Here is a 17538-nt window from a genome sequence, read left to right on the forward strand (position 1 = left end):
AGAGCCCACCATGATCATGATCGCCGCCAGCAACTTTTGGTATTTTAGCTACGACAGCTCGCTGGCGGTGGGAGGATCGCGCTCAATCTGACGAATTGAAGCCAAGAAGTCCGAACAGCCGCCAAACCTGGCGGCTTTTTTATTGGCCGGCAGGTTTCCTTTCAAACAGGAGCCACAGCCGTGTTGAGCACCACCGACGACCTTCGAATTAGCGAACTGAAAGAACTGAGTACGCCGCAGGAGGTGATGGGCGAGATACCGCGCACCTTGACCGCGACGCGCGTCGTGATGGCGGCGCGCAATGCCATTCACGCCATCCTGCACGGCACCGACGACCGCCTGCTCGTGGTCGTCGGCCCCTGCTCGGTCCACGATCCCGCCGCGGCCATTGATTACGCCGAGCGACTCGCTGCGCTGCGCGAAAAGCTCGCCGACCGCCTCGAAATCGTGATGCGTGTCTATTTCGAAAAGCCGCGCACCACGGTCGGATGGAAGGGACTGATCAACGACCCCAATCTCGACGGATCCTTCGACATCAACAAGGGCCTGCGGCTCGCCCGCAATGTGCTGTCGGCGGTGAACAATCTCGGCCTGCCGGCCGGGACCGAATTCCTCGACATGACGACGCCGCAATACATTGCCGACCTGATGGCATGGGCGGCAATCGGGGCGCGCACGACCGAGAGCCAGATCCATCGCGAGCTCGCTTCCGGTCTCTCCTGCCCGGTCGGCTTCAAGAACGGTACCGACGGCAATATCCGCATCGCGGCCGATGCAGTGAAGTCGGCCTCGCATCCGCATCATTTCATGGCTGTCACCAAAGGCGGGCGCTCGGCGATTGCGACAACCACCGGCAACGAGGACTGCCACATCATCCTGCGCGGCGGCAACAAGCCGAACTACGACCGGGAAAGCGTCGATGCCGCTTGCGTCGAACTTGTCCGCGCCGGCGTCACCCCGCGGATCATGATCGACACCAGCCACGCCAACAGCAACAAGAAGCCGGAGAACCAACCGCTGGTGGTCGCCGACATCGCGCGCCAGATATCGGAGGGCGAGCAGCGCATCACCGGCGTCATGATCGAGAGCAACCTGGTCGCCGGCCGCCAGGACGTCGTGCCGGGCAAGCCGCCGACCTATGGGCAGAGCATCACCGACGGCTGCATCGACTGGGAGACGACGGTGTCGGCGTTGAACATGCTGGCTGATGCCGTGGCGACGCGCCGCAACGTGCCATCGCGCGGTTTCCGGGAGGAGCGCTCGGCGTAGGCACCCGGGTCGAATGATTGCGAGGCAGGGCGCGATCGGCGCGCCCTGCCTCAGTTTTTATTGGAGCTGCACTACGATCCGAAGCGCGCACACTCGCGCGACGCCGTAAAAGCTGCGCCTGGCAAAAAAACTTCACACGTACGAAATCAGGCTCCGCGGGCGTCTCGAAGGATGTAGGCCACAGACGTGGCCTCATGGTTCTCCGGGGCGATGCGAAGCATCGCCCCGGAGACGCGCGGAGCCTGTCATCGGGCCGCGCTACGCACGGACCCGTTGGCGCTCCTCACCATGGGGGACGTATGACGCAGTAAGCCTAGCAGCCGCGGCAGATGCTCTTGATCTTGCGGTCGAGCGCTGCGTTTTCCTTGCTCAGCGGATCGTTCGGATCGTTCAGGTTCTTTTCGCTGGGCACGTCGCTGCGGCGCGGCTGACGGTGTCCGATCGGCGCCTCCGGAATCCCTCCGGCACTCGGGTTGCTCTTTGGCATTGTCGACGTCCCGCCCTGCGCGAACGCAGCAGGCATGCCGATCAGGACCATCAGCGCGACTGACAAGATTGTTCTTTGCATCCTGATTCTCCGCCTTTTAGATTCCTTTATCGTGTCCGTTCGGGCACGTCGATCGTTGCGCAGTTTCGCCGTCCCTGGGCAGCACAGTCCTGTGCCTTTCGTACATCGGCCATGGTGCCGAGCAACCAGATTCCGGCGGCCACCAGCAGCACGAAGAAGCCGAGCAGAACGGCGTTTTCGATTCCGCGATGGCCCTCGTCTTCCGGCGGCTCCCGTTTCTCCTCGCCGTCCTCCGTCATCGCCCGATCACGGCTTCGGCGGATAGAGGTGAACGTCTCCACAATAGTCGACGATACGATACTGCGCTTCCAAGGATAGTTCACATTCCCCGGAACTTGCATGCGACAAATAATTCGGTCCAATCGGCGCCTTTCCATGGCCGCCGGGAATGTCGAGCACGTATTCCGGCTGGCACAGGCCCGAAACGCGGCCGCGCAAGTTGCGCATCAGTTCCCGTCCCTCTGCAATGGTGGTGCGCAGATGTCCGGTCCCCGGCGCCAGATCGCCATGATGCAGGTAATAAGGCTTGATTCGGTTTTCAACAAAGGCCCGCATCAACGCTTCCAGCGTCGCGGAATCGTCATTGACGCCGCGAAGCAGCACCGTCTGGCTCACCAGCGGAACACCGGCGTCGGCCAGCCGCGCGCAGGCGGCGCGGGCCTCGCCCGACAATTCGCGCGGATGATTGGCGTGAACGGCGATCCAGGTCGTTGCGCCGTCAGCTTTCAACGCCCTGATCATGTCGCCATCGATGCGCGCAGGCGCAGCCACCGGCACGCGGGTGTGGATGCGAACGATCTTGACGTGATCGATCGCGGCGAGGTCCGTCATGATCTCGGCCAACCGCCGTGGCGACAGCATCAGCGGATCACCGCCGGTCAGGATGACTTCCCAGATTTCGTTGTTCTTGCGGATATAGTCCAGCGCGTCGCGATATGCGGCCTCGGACAGCGCCGTTGCCTTGCCAGGCCCGACCATCTCGCGGCGGAAGCAGAAGCGGCAATACACCGCGCAGACATGCACCAGCTTGAGCAGCACGCGATCGGGATAGCGATGGACGATGCCGGCGACCGGCGAATGCGCATCGTCGCCGATCGGGTCGGCATTTTCACCGGGCGCATTCATCAGTTCGAGCGCGCTCGGAACGAATTGCCGCGCGATCGGATCGTCAGGATTTTCCGTGTCGATCAGGTTAGCGATATCAGGCGTCACCGCGATGGCGTAGCGCGCGGCGACCCGCTCGAGGTCGGCGAGATCGGCCGTCTTCGCCAACCCCCGCTCGATGAGATCAGCGGGCTGCCGCAGCGTTGCCAAAAGTTTCGGATCGATCTTGTTCATGTCTCTCCTGCCGGTGGCGTCCACACCACCTGGTCCACCCGCAGTGCGCCGCTTGCCAGCATCACCAGCCGATCGAAACCGAGCGCGACGCCGCTCGACGGCGGCATCGCGGCAACCGCTGCGAGAAAATCCTCATCCAGCGGATAGCGCTCGCCGTAGCGCCGCTCCTTCTCGTCCATATCAGCGGCGAAACGGCGGCGCTGTTCGCCGGCATCGGTCAATTCGCCAAATCCGTTGGCAAGTTCGACGCCGCAGGCATAGACCTCAAAACGTTCGGCGACGCGCGGATCGGACGCTTTCGCCCGCGCAAGGGCTGCTTCCGGCGCCGGATATTCGAACAAGACAGTCAAACGCCCCTGCCCCAGATTCGGTTCGACATGCTCGACCAGCACTTTGCTGAAAATATCCGACCAGGTGTCGTCATCAGTGATCCGCACCCGCGGCCTTGCTGCCGCCGCAAGCGCCACCCGATCGCCCTCGCCATTGCTGATTGTGGCCAACAGATCAATTCCAGCAAAGCGGTCGAACGCGGATGCCACCGTCAGCAGTTCCGGCTCGGCGAAGGGATCGGCCGTTCTGCCCCGGAACGAAAACTGCCTGATCCCGGTCGCCTGCGCCGCATGTGCGATCACGACGATGGTGTCGGCCATAACGGCGTCATAGCCTGCGTCGGCACGATACCATTCCAGCATCGTGAATTCGGGCAGATGCAGATCGCCGCGCTCGCGGTCGCGGAACACGCGCGCCAATTCGAAGATTTTGGCTTCGCCGGCAGCGAGCAGTTTCTTCGCGGCGAATTCCGGCGACGTTCGCAAATAGCGCGTCGCGCGCGTGCCATCGTGGCTGATGATTTCGGTGCGTGGGGCATGCAAATGCGTCTCGTTGCCCGGCGAGACCTGCAGGATGCCGGTTTCCACCTCGGTAAAACCCTGCTCGTCGAACCAGCCTCGCACTGCCCTCATGGTCGCGGCTCGCGCCATAAGGAACGGCCTTCGATCGGCGTGCCGCGTGGCCGACCACCAAGGCGAGGGCTGGTCGATATCAGCCATCACAGACGGTTCCGAATCCACCGTGCATCCTCCGCGGAGCCAATCAAGGCGTTCAGGGAAACGGCAAATACCATTGATATTGTTCGACTTTCTTTGCGTCCGATACGACGAGCCGGAGGAAGCAGCAAGATCCAGCTCCAGCTCGGTCATTTCATGTCGAAAGACGCTCTCCTTGTCCATTCGCCCGATCGATACGCCGCATCCCACTGAAGCTGCGGGTCTTCGCGAGCCGCTTAAAACATTACTTAAAGCCCCGTCAGCAACGGTCGGCCCATCGTTCAATTGCTTGCCAGACGCATCATATAACACGGCGAAATCCAGCTATTAGCAGCTCGCCGGAACGGCCGTAAAACGCTGGCATCGACGGGCAAAATCAGTATGTTGCAGCCCGAAACCGCCTGATTGGCCCTGCGGACACAAATGTCCGGTTCGGCCAAAGGCCAGAAATTCGGGAAAACAGCTTTGAAAGTCATCGCCAGTTCTATTCGCAAGGGCAACGTCATCGAGCAAGACGGCAAGCTCTATGTCGTCCTGTCAGCCGAAAACATCCATCCCGGCAAGGGAACCCCGGTCAGCCAGATCGAAATGCGCCGCATTGGCGACGGCGTGAAGGTGTCGGAACGCTACAAGACCACTGACCAGGTCGAGAAGGCCACCGTCGAGGACCGCAATTTCAACTACCTCTACGAGGATGGCGACGGCTTCCACTTCATGAACGCCGAGACCTATGACCAGGTCCAGGTTTCGAAGGAGATCGTGGGTTCGTCCGCGCCTTACTTGCAGGAAAACATGACCGTGAAGCTGTCGATGCACGACCTGAATCCGGTCGCCATCCAGTTGCCGCAGCGCGCAACCCTCGAAGTTGTGGAGACCGAGCCGGTCACCAAGGGGCAGACCGCGTCTTCCTCCTACAAGCCTGCTATCCTCTCCAACGGCGTGCGCACCTCGGTGCCGCCGCACATTGGAACAGGAACACGGATCGTGGTCATGACCGAGGACGGCTCCTACGTCGAACGCGCAAAGGACTAAGACCGCGCCATAGGCCACGGGGCATACGCCGGGGGCGATGCATTGGGTACAAAGGCTGTCCGCTTGCTCTCGCGTTGGCTGGCAGCCTTTTGTTTGCTCCCCGCCGGGATTGCCGGCGTTTCCGCCAATGAGTTCAGAACGCCGTCGATGTCGGCCGTTCGCGTCGAATGGCGCGCCGTTCTGAATCAGCTTCGCAGCGAGATCAATTCCCAGCCGGCGATCGCGCAGCGCTTCACCTTCGCAGGGCAGCGGCGGGTGCCGGCATGGGATCCGCGCGCGACGCCCGCGCTGGTGCAGTTGAACGCGATCAATTCGGCGATGTTCGCCGGAATCGGCCGCAGTCCGGTGCCGGTGCTGTTGCCCTTTGATACCGCGGCCTATCTCGAGGCCGAGGCCAGTGGCACGCGCCACCCGGCGGTGTCACGCCATCAGGCCGGCTTCCGCCCCGTCGACCTGTTTCACGCTGGCCCCTCCGGCTACGACGCGGTGTTTTCGCTGGATCCCGGCGCCGGTGACGGCCTGCCGTCTCGAACTTTCGCCCGTTCGGTCGAGGTGCAGATTACGGGCTCGGTCCTGGTATACGATCTCGCCGATCCGCTCAGCGGCAAGGGCGAGCCGGTCAAGGCGCTGGCGTCGCAATTTCCGGACATGCGCCGTTTCATTCGCGAAGGTTATGTGCGCTACGCCTTCACCCGTTTCGGCGTGCCCTATGTGGTGTCGATCCAGTGCCTCGATTCTGCGCCGCGGGCGCGGCGGCTGGCCTGCCGCGAGGCTTACCCGATTGCCGAGCGCTTCCTGAAGGCGCTGCGCATCGCCGGAGGCCAGCCGGCGCGACCGCGCTTCGACGTTTCCTCCGAGGTTGCTGAACGGCCGGCCACCCCTTCGCCCGACTTCAGCTATCGTCCGAGCGGTGACATCATTGCCAACAGCGGCGCGCGCAGGCGCGGTGGCCGCGCCGACCTCGTCGCCTATTCGCAGATTCGCTTTCCGCTGGAGAAAGCTCCGGCCCGGGTTAGCTCGCAGCAGTTCACCAGGCGCAAATCCGGCGAACCCCGAGGCACCTATCAAGGCGTCTATCCGTGGCGGGACAATTTTTGTGAAGCCCGCAGTTTCCACGTCGGCCAATGTGCGGCCGGCTTCGGTCACCAGGGCCAGGACATTCGCCCCGCGCCCTGCCCGCCGAACAGCAGCGCCGGCAACGCCTGCCATCCGAGAAAGCAGGCGGTCGTCGCCGTCCGCGACGGCGTCGTCATCCGTTCCTTAAAACAACAGGCGGCAACGCTGCAGATCAACACAGGCAACGAGCACATCCGTTTCCGTTACATGCACATGAATCCGTCAGCCATGGATGCGGACGGCATTCTCAACGGCCGACGCGTCGCCGAGGGCGAGAAGATCGGCGTGGTCTCCAACTATCTCGATTTCCCCAACGGCACGTCGTACCACCTCCACTTCGACGTCCAGGTGTTCACGCGTGACGGCTGGATCTGGGTCAACCCCTACACCACCCTGATCGCCTCCTACGAACGGCTGATCCGCGGCCGCGGCCACGAAATCGGGACCGAGCCGCCGGCCGCCGTCGCGCACGCGTTGCCTCGGGGCGTGCTGCGTCACGGTGCCCGGCACGCCGAAGGCCGCACTAACTAATCGCAAACCGGTTCGCTTTCCAGCCGCGGAACCGTTCAAATCTCTACAATGGATTCCGTGGGCATTAACCGCTGGCGGCGTAACGTGGGCACTGGAATAGAAACCGCAGTCCGTTCCCACAGCATGTTCATCACGTTCGCCTGGTATTTCCTATCGCTGGAAGGCCGCATCAGCCGCCAGGAGTTTCGGCTTGGCTATTTCGGCCTTGTGATTGTTAATGCGTTGTTGATCCGGACATGGCGCAACCTCACCGTTCCGCGCGTGCGCTATTACAGTGGCACGATATCAGCCATGACTGGTCGATCCTGCTGGTGCTGCTCGTACTCCTTTGGCCGCTCATTGCTGTCACCGTGAAGCGGCTACACGATCTGAATGTTTCGGGGTGGTGGCTACTCGCGGCACTCGCAACTCCCGTTATTTCCAGCGTAACAAGCGTCAGCGGATGGATCATTACCCTGTTGGCGGTGGCCGTTCTAAGCGTTCTGCCGGGAGCGTCTGGCGACAATCGGTTCGGACGTGATCCGCTCGCCCAAGGCGGGATCTAGCGGCCCGGCGGTTAGGCGGCTGCATTCTTCCGCGCCGGCGGCGTCCGGCGAAACGCGGCGCCGAATCTGTTCCAGACATTGATCGAGGCGACGGCGGAGGTGAGATAGGCGAGCTCCTTCTCGGAGAATTCCGCGCTCGCCTGCGCATAGATCTCGTCATTGACGCCGTCGCTCAGCAAGGTCAGCGGCGCCAGACCACCACGAGATTCAGCCTGTCGGTGGGCACGCCGGACGAAGCCCTCAGCTGGCTTCAGCTCTGCGTCAAAAAATCTATCCACGCTTTCTCGGAAACTGGCCTAAAGGTCATTCTTGGCATTTGCACTTGATTGCCGACGGCGGGCGATCTGCGCGGTGGACACAACGATCTCGGCGACCACACCGTTACGGCTCCACGGCATCAGGCGCGCTTCCACCTCACGCAGCATCGGTTCGACCTTGTCGCCCAACGCCGCCGGCGAGGAAGATGAGTAGGTCAGCACCCGCTGAGCCAGATCAGCTACACTGGTCTGTCTTGTGGTTTCGACCCGGATCACCTCTGCAGCGTCAAACGTCGTGCGTTCGAGAACTGAGGGAAGTTCGCGATGCACGCGTTCCCCGTTTCGAGACTGGGACCACAGCCTCTTGTCCGACCAGGCGCGCCGCGCTGTCGTATATTCCTCAAGCCACGCATTGCGCCCGTCGTTTGCGGAAAACGAAGCGCATACGGCCACCACGCCGCCGGGCGCAACCAGCCGTTCGAGCAGCGGTCCCAAAGCGCTGTCGTCGAACCAATGAAGCGCCCGCCCGATACTGACCACGTCGAAGCGCCCGATATCATCCGGCAGGTCCTCCGCCCTGCTTTGGACCAGCATCACTTCCCGTGCCGCTCGCTCGACCGCCTCCCGCGCTGCCGCGAGCATGCCTGGCTCCGGATCGACCGCGACAACACGCCCGACATAATCCGCAAACCCGAGAGCCAGCAGGGCAGGCCCAGCGCCGAGATCAATCAGCGCCTGCCTCTTTGTCAGCATGAGCCGCTGCGCAACTTCCCGGAAGAAGGCGGGCGGATAAGGTGGCCGAAATTGCTCATACAGGGCGGCCGTCGTGGCGAAGCGTCCCATTCCGCGGCTCCATGGCATCGCTGACAAGCGGCAGCCTATTGCACGGCGGCAGATGTGACGATCACTTCTCACGCGCCGGATGGCAGCTTCCGTTCCGCAACGACCCGCACGGGCGGGAAAACGACGCAATCCACCACATCGAACAATACTGTCAGGCTTCGATTGAACGACCGCGCGAAGGCGATCGCGTCATGGCGCATTCCATCGCTGATACGTGAGCCAAGCGTGCAATGTGGCGTCCAGTTTCCGGGCCGGTAATGGGCCCGACAATAGGCGGGGTCGATTGCGGCACTGATCGAAGCGTGCCACCTCGGGAGGATTTCGTTGGCGACAGGCTCTGCCCACAGGACAAGAGGCGGCCCTACGAACCACCGAATTCGCCTGAACTCGACGCGCAATTGCGATTGGCCCATGGCTGTGCGCAGCATGGCCTGGCGTGCAGCTTCCTCAACGTCAGGCGAGTCGTAGATCGCGAACGTAAAATGTGGCCGATAGCCGAGAGCGCGCATCGAAGGCTCGTCCTCGAACGCCGCAACTTGGTCCCACAATTGTTCGACCTCATTCGCGGAGGCGTTATCGGCTCGAATGTTGATTGCTATTGCCATCAATGGCACCGCTAGAGGCAGAAGTTCTTTCAACCTTAGCCGGGCGTCCGGGGTTCGCAATGGGTCATAGCGCTGATCATGGCATGTCCGGTAAGGGTCCCTTGGGAAATCGCCTCTGCGCCGCGCTCGAATTTCTATGAGGCTGCCGCGCCTACGGCCTGCTTCCGCGCCGGCGGCGTCCAGCGAAACGCGGCACCGAACCTGTTCCAGACATTGATCGAAGCGACGGCGGAGGTGAGATAGGCGAGCTCCTTCTCGGAGAATTCCGCGCTCGCCTGCGCATAGATCTCGTCACTGACGCCGTCTGCGAGCAACGTCAGCGCCTCCGTCCAAGCCAGCGCGGCACGCTCGCGCGCGGAAAACTGCGGCGCGTCGCGCCAGACCACCACGAGATTGAGCTTGTCGGCGGGCACGCCGAGCTTCTCGCCTTCCAGGATATGATACTGCACGCAAAAGGCACAGCCATTGATCTGCGAGGCACGCAGCTTGATCAGCTCGAGCAGTTGCCTGTCCATTCCCGCCTTGCCCGCGACCTGGCTGAGCGCCAGCACCGCCGCGTAGGCGTCCGGCGCCAGCGACATGAAATCTTTGTACTCTTTGCGGGCGCGTGACATCTCTTGTGCCTCATGTTATCAGTGCTCTGATTGATTATAAGAGTACTGATATGCCGCGCAAGACACCACGAAGCACGGCAGCGAGATCGCGAAACGTATCGGCGAAAAAACTACAAGCGAGGCAAAAGCCCACCGCCGGAAAAGCCGACCGACGGTCGCGGCAAAAATCTGCGGAAACTCCCGCGCCATTGATGCTGCGGCCGCCGCCGCCAGGCGAGGGCAAGCGCGGCGAGCAAGGCTACCTCGCCTATCTGCTGCGCCAGGCCCAGAGCGCGACGCGGCTGGCGATGGAGCGGTCGCTGGCCGAGCTTGGCGTCACCTCGCCGCAATTCGTCGTCCTGACGATGCTGCGCGCCTATCCCGGCCTATCCGGCGCGGAACTCGCGCGGGTGGCGATGCTGACGCCGCAGACGGTCGGCGTCATCATCCGCAATCTCGAGCGCGACGGCGCCATCAAGAAGACCCCGCACCCAATCCATGGCCGGGTGCTGCAGTGGACGGTGACGCAGCGGGGCGCAGCGCTACTCGACAAATGCCGGCGGCACGCGCAAGCGATCGAGCGGCGGCTGGCGGCCGGCCTCTCCGCCAACGCCCAGCGCCTGATCCGCCGCTGGCTGGCCAGAATCGCCGCGGATTTGTGAAGGAAACGCCGGTTCCCGCGGCGTCATGGCTTTTGGCGCAGGCCCGCCGTGCCGCTAGACTGCGGGCATGAAACAGCCTGATTCCCAGAAAGCCCCAACCCGCCGCGCGGTGCTGGGCCTCGGTACCGGCGCTCTGCTCGCGACGACGTTTCCCGCTTTGGCCGCGCCGGCCGGCTTCGACCAGTGGCGCGACAATTTCCGCGCGCGCGCGACTTCAAAAGGCATTTCGGACGCGACCTGGACGCGGGTGATGGGGCGCGTCGAGCCCGACATGACCGTGTTCCGGCAGATGCAGAAGCAGCCGGAATTCCACGAGCAGATCTGGCAATACGTCAATCGCCGCGTCTCCGACTGGCGCATCATCAACGGCCGTGAAGCCTTGAAGAAGCACGAGGCGCTGTTCGCGCGGATCGAGCAGGATTTTGGCGTCGAGCGCGGCACGCTGCTCGCGCTATGGGGCGTCGAGTCCGCCTATGGCGATCCCTTGGTGCAGCAGAACCATATGCGCCCGATCTTTCCGGCGCTCGCAGCGCTAGCCTGGAACGAGCCGCGCCGCCGCGCCTATTGGGAGACCGAGCTGATCAACGCGCTCAGAATCGTCGACCGCGGCTGGGGCACGCCAGAAGAAATGCGGGGATCCTGGGCCGGCGCGATGGGTCACACGCAGTGGATGCCGGAAGTCTGGCTCAATGTCGGCATGGACTACGACAAGGACGGCCGCGTCTCGCCGTTCGGCAAGCCCGACGACGCGCTCGGCTCCAGCGCGCGCTATTTGCTCAACCGCGGCAAGTATCACCGCGGCGAGCACTGGGGCTATGAAGTCCGCGCATCCGGAGGGGCTTCGAGCGGCAGCCGTACCTACGCGGCATGGGCCAGCGCCGGCGTCACCCGCGCCGATGGCAAGCCGTTTCCGCAGCCGAACGCGTCGGCGCAGATGTGGGTGCCGGTCGCCGGGGGACCTTCGTTCCTGCTGGGCCCGAATTTTTATTCGGTGAAGAGCTACAACCCCTCGATGAACTACGCGCTCGCGATCTGCCATCTCGGCGATCGCATCTTGGGCGCGCCGCCCTTCATCCAGCCCTTCCCCGGCTCGGAGCGCGCGCTGACGCTTCCCGAAGTGCAGGAGCTGCAGACCCGGCTGACCAAAGCCGGCTTCGACACCGGCGGCACCGACGGCCGCGTCGGCAACGACACGATGAAGGCGGTTCGCGACTATCAAACCAAGACGGGACTGCTGCCCGCGGACGGTTACGGCGGGCTAAAAGTGCTGGCGCGATTGAGGCAGGGCGGATAGCGACGCAGCTTCAACCTCGCGCGGTTCGCGCCGCGTCCTCTCCGTCGAGTCTGCAGTCAAGCTGCCTCCAGCGGTTCGGCTTCCTTCGCCAGCCGATCCACAAGATCATCTACTGCGCGTTGGGCCGCAGCGATCGACGCCTTCAAGCGTTCATCCCCGAACTCGTCATATTCGATGGCGATGCTGTGGAAGTCGTCGACGCCGAGGAAGCCGAACACGTCACGCACCGACCCTTCGACATGGTTGATGTGCGCGATCCGTCCGCCCGGATCGTAGCCGTAATCACCCCGCGAACTGAGCATGATGAGACGTTTACCCTTACCAGCCAGTAGCTGCGAGTAAGGATCGTCTGGCCGGGCACGGTCAAAGCCGAAAGTGCGACCGACACGCACGACATTGTCGACATACGCCTTAAACTGCGCCGGCACTCCAAAATTGTACATCGGCACGCCAGCCACGATCAAATCTGCAGCGATGAGTTCATCGACCAATGCGTCGCTTTCCGCCAGCACATCATTCATCCACGGCTCGCGCAGCTCGGATTTGGTGAAGGCCGCACCGATCCATTTCTCGGTGACGTGATGCGGTGGTGATTGGCCGACATCCCGATCGGTCACGAGGTCATTCGGCCGGTATTGCAGCCAACGCTGCACGAAGCGTTCGGTGAGGCGGCGCGTGTGCGACCCGCGAGGGAACCGGTCCGATCGGCCAGGTCGCGCACTGGCGTCAATCCGTAGTAGGTTCATGGAATATTTCCTTTCATCTTTGTTCGATTAGATGGATCGGGTTTCATGCATTGACAAACGCAAATTGCTCATCACATGGATGAACTACATTCATCTATAAGGCCTGCCGATGAGACGTCTTCCACCGCTGTCCGGACTGCGGGCATTCGAAGCCGCCGCGCGGCATCTGAGTTTCAAGCGTGCGGCTCAGGAGCTGCACGTGACGCCGACCGCCATCAGCCATCAGGTTCGGCAGTTGGAAGAGGTGATTGGCGTGACGCTGTTCGAGCGGCGGACGCGTCAGGTCCTGCTGACCGCGGAAGGGCAGGTCTTGCTACCGGTTCTGCGCGACGGATTCGATTCCTTCGCACGTGTCATCGAAGGATTGAGCCGCAGGCAGCGCCGCGCGACGGTGACACTTTCGGCCACTCCCGCGTTCACCGCCAAGTGGCTGGTGCCGCGCATCGCGGGCTTTCACAACGCAAGACCTGACATCGATCTCACGCTGCTGGCGACCCTGGAGGTCGTGGACCTTAATTCGGGTGTCGCGGACCTCGCGTTGCGCTATGGCCCTGGCCCTTATCCCGATCTGAGCGCCGAACCGTTGGCCATCGATCGTTTTGCGCCAGTGGCAAGTCCGCGTCTTGGTCTGAAGAAGCCGGACGATCTGCGCTCAGCGACCTTGCTGCATTTTGACTGGCGCCGCAGCGATAGCGGCAATCCGACCTGGCGGCGCTGGCTGAAGATCGCGGGTATCGACGGTATCGATGCTCGGGCCGGGCTCCGCTTCAGCGATGAGACCCACGCGATCCAGGCCGCCGTCGCCGGCACCGGGGTTGCGTTGCACAGTCTGCTGCTGGTGTCGGAGGAACTCGCGACCAAAACGCTGGTCGTGCCATTCGGCCCGGAAATCGAAGGCTTCACCCTACATCTTGTGCGCGGCTCCCGGAGACCCCTGACCGAACCGATCGAAGCTACGCAAGCCTGGTTGCGCGCGCAATTCGCCAAAAGCTCACCTTCACGCTGATGCACGCGCGCGTGGCGCAGTCGATCACTGATGCACGCGTTTTCGTCTATGCGCGTCGCGCCACGCCGCCCGCATTCATCCCGCCGTCGATAACAAGCTCCGTCCCCGTCACATAGCGCGACGCATCGGACGCCAGATACAGCACGCCCTGCGCAATCTCCACGGCCTCCCCGGCCCGGCCGAGCGGCGTTACTATTTTCGCGCGCTCCTCCGGATCGATCGGCGCGTTCTGCCCGCTACCTGTGGCTCCCGCCGGAATCTTGGCCCAGATCGGCGTGTCGATGATGCCGGGATGCACAGAGTTGACGCGGATGCCGTCGCCGAACGTGGCGCATTCCATCGCGATCGACTTGGCGAACAGCCGGACACCGCCCTTGGTCGCGGAGTAGCCGGAAAGCCCGGCCGCGCCGCGCAGGCCCGCCAGCGACGACATCATGATGATGGAGCCACCGCCGGTCTTGCGCATCGCAGGCAGGCAGTGTTTCACCGACAAAAACACGCCGTCGAGATTGATCGCGGTCTGCCGCCGCCAGTCCGCAAGCGACATCTCAGTGATCGACGGCACTGAAATGCCGATGCCGGCGTTCGAGACCAGCACGTCGAGCCGGTCATAGCGCTTCATGACATCGGCCACGACTTCGATCCAGCGTTCCTCGCTGGTGACGTCGTGATGCCAAAAGCTCGCTTCCCCACCCGCCTTCTTGATCCGCGCGACGACCTCGGGGCCTTTCAAATCGTCGACATCGGTCACCGCAACCGACGCTCCCTCGCGCGCCAGCAACTCGCAAACCGCTTCGCCAATGCCAGATGCGCCGCCCGTCACCAGCGCGACCTTGCCCTGAACCTGTCCAGCCATTTCGTCTCCCGTTTGTTGTTATTGGTTTTCGAATTATCTGATGACGGCCGGCCCCGGATCCGGTACCGCGACGTCGAGCACGCGCAATTGCACGCGCTCTGAACCCTGGAAGCGATCGACCGCGAGCGATCCTGCCACGTGCAGGAGTTGCCCGCGGTTCTGCGTCAGCGCGTCCCCGAGCTTCTGTCCGACCGCGCGGAACGCAATGCCGTTGACGATGGCGCCGTCGCCGGACTTGAAGCGCACGCGCAAATGCGCCTGCCCGACCTCGTCGGCATAGACGAGCTGATGCGCCGGCAGCGCGATCACCGGCTCCGGATTGCCGGCGCCAAACGGCCCGGCGCGATTCAGCGTATTGGCGAATTCCACAGTCACGCTGCGCGCGCTAACGGCGCCATCGATGAACAGTTCGTTCTCGTGACGGGAATTGGCGACGTCCTCGGCCAGCGCGCTCTCCATGAAGGCACGAAACTCCGCGAGCTTCTCTTTGCGCAGCGTCACGCCGGCAGCCATGGCGTGGCCGCCGCCCTTCATCAAAAGCCGCTCCTTCACCGCCTGCCGCACGGCCTTGCCGAGATCGACGCCCGAGATCGAGCGGCCCGAACCGGTGCCGATGCCGCCGGGCTCGAGCGCAATGGCAAAGGCGGGACGTGCAAACTTCTCTTTCAGCCGCGAGGCGACGAGACCGACAATGCCGGGATGCCAGCCTTCGGCGGCGGTCACGATCACCGCGCCCTTGTCTTCGAGCCCGAGCGAGGCCAGCGCCTCGGCCTCGGCCTGCGCTTCGGCCGCCTGCTCGATGACGCGGCGCTCGCTGTTGAGACGATCGAGTTCGGCCGCGATCCGCGCGGCCTCGGAAATATCACCCTCCAGCAACAGCCGCACGCCCAGATCGGCGCGCCCGATCCGGCCGCCCGCATTGATACGGGGCCCCAGCATGAAACCGAGATGCCAGGCTTCGGGCGGCCCGTTCAGCCGCGCCACATCCATCAGCGCGGTATGGCCGACATGGTCGCGGCGGCGCATCGCGATCAGGCCCTTGGCGACAAAGGCGCGGTTGAGCCCGGTCAGCGGCGCGACGTCGGCCACGGTACCGAGCGCCACATGGTGCAGCATGCCCAAAAGGTCCGGCTCCGGCCGCTCCGCGCTCCAGAAGCCGCGGCCGCGCAATTCCCGGTTCACGGCGACCAGCGTGATCAGCACCAGGCCGACCGCTGCGAGATGTCCAAGCCCGGAGAGATCGTCCGGCCGGTTCGGATTCACCAGCGCGTCGACCTCCGGCAATTCATCGCCGGTCTGGTGATGGTCGATGACGACGACGGATAGGCCAAGCTTTCGCGCTTCCGCCAGCGGCTCGATGCTGGTGGTACCGCAATCAACGGTCACCAGCAGCGTCGCGCCCTTGGCAGCTAGCGCCCTCACCGCCTCGACATTAGGGCCGTAGCCTTCAAAGATCCGGTCCGGGATGTGAATCAGCGGATCGAGCCCGCAATGGCGCAGATGCCAGGCCAGCAGCGCTGCCGACGTGGCACCGTCCACGTCGTAGTCGCCGAAGATCGCAACCTTTTCCCCGCGCATCGCGGCATCGGCGATGCGTTTGGCCGCCAGTTCCATCTGCGTCACGGTGTGGGGATCGGGCATCAGTTTGCGGATGGTCGGATCGAGAAAATCCTGAACCTCGTCAATTCCGACATCGCGGCCCGCCAGCACGCGGGCCAGCATTTCCGGCAACTGGTAGCGCTGGGTGATCGCCAGCGCCCGCGCAGTTCCCCTGACGTCGAGCCGGTCGCGCCACAATTTGCCTGTCGCCGAACGCGCCACGCCGAGAAACGCCGGCGGCAGTTCAACGGGAAGTGCGGATGCGAGAAGGATCATGATGCCTTCGAGAGATAGGGGCTAAGAGCGCTGTGGGCCATGCCGACAAATGCGACCTGCACAAAGAAGATGCAACTTCATCAGGTAAAACTACCCGCAAGCCGCCGGAACTTAAACCAATCGTTAGCCATGATCCCCGACAAAGGAGGCGAATACGCTCTCATTTGAGTCCCGCCGATCCGCAGAAGATCGACATCCGCACAAAGACTGAGGAATTCCCGCCAATGTCCGTCGCGCTTCGCTCCCAAACCGCAACGACCGCAAAACAGCCGGCCAAATCAGCGGGCGCCGAGGACGAATCCGACGTTTCCGCGCTGATCGCGAGATTGACCGCCGAGGTCAACCAGGTCGCCTGCGAGAAGACCAAGTCGATCCAGAAGATCACCAATCAGATGAAGATGCTGGCGCTGAACGCGCTGATCGAGAGTTCGCGCGCCGGCGCGCAAGGCGCGGGCTTTGCCGTGGTGGCGCAGGAGGTCCGCAACGTCGGGCAGCAGGTCGAGACGATTGCCCGCGAGCTCGAAAGCCAGCTCACCAACCGCACCGGCAATCTGATGAATTCGATCGCACAGATGGCCGACCGCTCGCGCGGCGAGCGCATGGTCGATCTGTCGCTGAACGCCATCGAGCTGATCGACCGCAACCTCTATGAGCGCACCTGCGACGTGCGCTGGTGGGCAACCGATTCCGCCGTGGTCGGTTGCGCGGCCGAGCCAAGCGCTGCTGCCGTTAGCCATGTGTCGGAACGGATGTCCGTCATCCTCGGCGCCTATACCGTCTATCTCGATCTCTGGCTGTGCGATCTCAACGGCAATGTACTGGCCAACGGCCGCGCCGATCGGTTTGGCGTCGTGGGCCAGAACGTGGCGCAGACCAAGTGGTTTCGCGCCGCGCGCGCCCTGCGCTCCGGCGACGATTACGCCGTCGGCGACGTCGAATGCCAGCCTTTGCTCGGCAACGCTCAGGTCGTGACCTACTGCGCCAGCGTTCGCGAAGGCGGCAAGGCGCATGGCAGGCCGACCGGCGTGCTGGCGATTCATTTCGACTGGGAACCGCAGGCCCGCGCCATCGTCCAGGGCGTGCGCGTCGGCGCGGTCGACAAGGCGCGCGTGCTGCTGGTCGATTCGAATTTCCGGGTGATCGCGGCGTCCGACGGCCAGGGCCTGCTCACCGAACGCATTTCGCTGCAGCTCGAAGGAAGGCGCTCAGGCTTCTACCAGGATCGCTCCGGAACGATGGTCGCGTTCCACGCCACACCCGGCTACGAGACCTATAGGGGCCTCGGCTGGTTCGGCGTGATCCAGGCCGGCGCGGGATAGGCGCGACGGAAGTCGTCAGTCATCGTGCACAAGGGGC

At 63.4% G+C, this 17538-nt stretch carries 19 protein-coding genes and 1 pseudogene; 9 read left to right on the forward strand and 11 right to left on the reverse strand.

The window, feature by feature from the left end:
- Window positions 1-180: 180 nt before the first annotated feature.
- Window positions 181-1269 carry a 3-deoxy-7-phosphoheptulonate synthase gene (locus V1277_RS32895; protein WP_334419884.1) on the forward strand — a complete coding sequence of 363 codons (1089 nt, stop codon included), beginning with the start codon at window positions 181-183 and terminating at the stop codon, window positions 1267-1269.
- Between the two features lie 313 nt (window positions 1270-1582).
- On the opposite strand, the gene V1277_RS32900 is transcribed toward V1277_RS32895, so the two are convergent.
- The 4 genes from V1277_RS32900 to epmA are packed head-to-tail and all read right to left on the reverse strand — an operon-like array spanning window position 1583 to window position 4224.
- On the reverse strand, window positions 1583-1837 hold the full coding sequence (locus V1277_RS32900) for a hypothetical protein (protein ID WP_334368798.1): 255 nt from the start codon (window positions 1835-1837) through the stop codon (window positions 1583-1585).
- A 26-nt stretch (window positions 1838-1863) separates the two neighbouring features.
- A complete protein-coding gene (locus V1277_RS32905; RefSeq protein WP_334375583.1) occupies window positions 1864-2076 on the reverse strand; it encodes a hypothetical protein in 213 nt (70 codons plus the stop codon).
- Between the two features lie 7 nt (window positions 2077-2083).
- Window positions 2084-3175, reverse strand: a complete 1092-nt coding sequence (locus V1277_RS32910) for a lysine-2,3-aminomutase-like protein (protein WP_334419887.1) — start codon at window positions 3173-3175, stop codon at window positions 2084-2086.
- Window positions 3172-4224, reverse strand: a complete 1053-nt coding sequence (epmA, locus tag V1277_RS32915) for an EF-P lysine aminoacylase EpmA (RefSeq protein ID WP_334419888.1) — start codon at window positions 4222-4224, stop codon at window positions 3172-3174. Before epmA ends, V1277_RS32910 begins: the two co-directional genes overlap by 4 nt.
- A 462-nt stretch (window positions 4225-4686) precedes the next feature.
- On the opposite strand from epmA, the gene efp reads away from it, so the two are divergent.
- From efp to V1277_RS35160, 4 genes are all read left to right on the forward strand, one after another.
- Window positions 4687-5253 carry an elongation factor P gene (gene efp, locus V1277_RS32920; RefSeq protein WP_057863529.1) on the forward strand — a complete coding sequence of 189 codons (567 nt, stop codon included), beginning with the start codon at window positions 4687-4689 and terminating at the stop codon, window positions 5251-5253.
- 147 nt (window positions 5254-5400) lie between these two features.
- Window positions 5401-6900, forward strand: a complete 1500-nt coding sequence (locus V1277_RS32925) for a M23 family metallopeptidase (RefSeq protein WP_334419889.1) — start codon at window positions 5401-5403, stop codon at window positions 6898-6900.
- 123 nt (window positions 6901-7023) lie between these two features.
- Complete coding sequence (locus V1277_RS32930; RefSeq protein ID WP_334419890.1) at window positions 7024-7254, forward strand: hypothetical protein; 231 nt, start codon at window positions 7024-7026, stop codon at window positions 7252-7254.
- Window positions 7251-7445, forward strand: coding sequence for a DUF805 domain-containing protein (locus tag V1277_RS35160; protein WP_442894611.1), 195 nt, complete (start codon window positions 7251-7253; stop codon window positions 7443-7445). The genes V1277_RS32930 and V1277_RS35160 overlap by 4 nt, the downstream gene beginning before the upstream one ends.
- A gap of 11 nt (window positions 7446-7456) precedes the next feature.
- Here V1277_RS35160 and V1277_RS32935 read toward each other — a convergent pair.
- From V1277_RS32935 to V1277_RS32950, 4 genes and pseudogenes are all read right to left on the reverse strand, one after another.
- Window positions 7457-7674, reverse strand: a pseudogene (locus V1277_RS32935) (carboxymuconolactone decarboxylase family protein); the annotation flags it as partial.
- A 67-nt stretch (window positions 7675-7741) separates the two neighbouring features.
- A complete protein-coding gene (locus V1277_RS32940; protein ID WP_334419891.1) occupies window positions 7742-8545 on the reverse strand; it encodes a class I SAM-dependent methyltransferase in 804 nt (267 codons plus the stop codon).
- Window positions 8546-8613: 68 nt separating this feature from the next.
- Window positions 8614-9150, reverse strand: coding sequence for a 2'-5' RNA ligase family protein (locus V1277_RS32945; protein ID WP_334419893.1), 537 nt, complete (start codon window positions 9148-9150; stop codon window positions 8614-8616).
- 134 nt (window positions 9151-9284) lie between these two features.
- Window positions 9285-9764 (reverse strand): carboxymuconolactone decarboxylase family protein, encoded by a 480-nt coding sequence (locus V1277_RS32950; RefSeq protein WP_334419895.1) that lies wholly within the window; start codon window positions 9762-9764, stop codon window positions 9285-9287.
- 191 nt (window positions 9765-9955) lie between these two features.
- Here V1277_RS32950 and V1277_RS32955 point away from each other — a divergent pair, with 191 nt between their 5' ends.
- Window positions 9956-10405 (forward strand): MarR family winged helix-turn-helix transcriptional regulator, encoded by a 450-nt coding sequence (locus tag V1277_RS32955; RefSeq protein WP_334419896.1) that lies wholly within the window; start codon window positions 9956-9958, stop codon window positions 10403-10405.
- Window positions 10406-10472: 67 nt separating this feature from the next.
- Window positions 10473-11699, forward strand: coding sequence for a lytic murein transglycosylase (locus V1277_RS32960; RefSeq protein ID WP_334419897.1), 1227 nt, complete (start codon window positions 10473-10475; stop codon window positions 11697-11699).
- A 56-nt stretch (window positions 11700-11755) separates the two neighbouring features.
- On the opposite strand, the gene V1277_RS32965 is transcribed toward V1277_RS32960, so the two are convergent.
- A complete protein-coding gene (locus tag V1277_RS32965) occupies window positions 11756-12445 on the reverse strand; it encodes an FMN-dependent NADH-azoreductase (RefSeq protein WP_334419898.1) in 690 nt (229 codons plus the stop codon).
- A gap of 109 nt (window positions 12446-12554) precedes the next feature.
- On the opposite strand from V1277_RS32965, the gene V1277_RS32970 reads away from it, so the two are divergent.
- Window positions 12555-13451: a LysR substrate-binding domain-containing protein gene (locus tag V1277_RS32970; protein ID WP_334419900.1), complete on the forward strand. Its 897-nt coding sequence runs from the start codon at window positions 12555-12557 to the stop codon at window positions 13449-13451.
- Window positions 13452-13497: 46 nt separating this feature from the next.
- On the opposite strand, the gene V1277_RS32975 is transcribed toward V1277_RS32970, so the two are convergent.
- Together V1277_RS32975 and recJ are read right to left on the reverse strand one after the other, a co-directional pair.
- Window positions 13498-14307 carry a glucose 1-dehydrogenase gene (locus V1277_RS32975; protein WP_334419901.1) on the reverse strand — a complete coding sequence of 270 codons (810 nt, stop codon included), beginning with the start codon at window positions 14305-14307 and terminating at the stop codon, window positions 13498-13500.
- 33 nt (window positions 14308-14340) lie between these two features.
- A complete protein-coding gene (gene recJ / locus V1277_RS32980) occupies window positions 14341-16182 on the reverse strand; it encodes a single-stranded-DNA-specific exonuclease RecJ (protein WP_334419902.1) in 1842 nt (613 codons plus the stop codon).
- A gap of 224 nt (window positions 16183-16406) precedes the next feature.
- Between recJ and V1277_RS32985 the strand changes: the two genes are divergently transcribed.
- A complete protein-coding gene (locus tag V1277_RS32985) occupies window positions 16407-17501 on the forward strand; it encodes a methyl-accepting chemotaxis protein (RefSeq protein WP_334419903.1) in 1095 nt (364 codons plus the stop codon).
- Window positions 17502-17538 lie beyond the last annotated feature (37 nt).

Source organism: Bradyrhizobium sp. AZCC 1588, assembly GCF_036924735.1.
Taxonomy (GTDB): Bacteria; Pseudomonadota; Alphaproteobacteria; order Rhizobiales; family Xanthobacteraceae; genus Bradyrhizobium.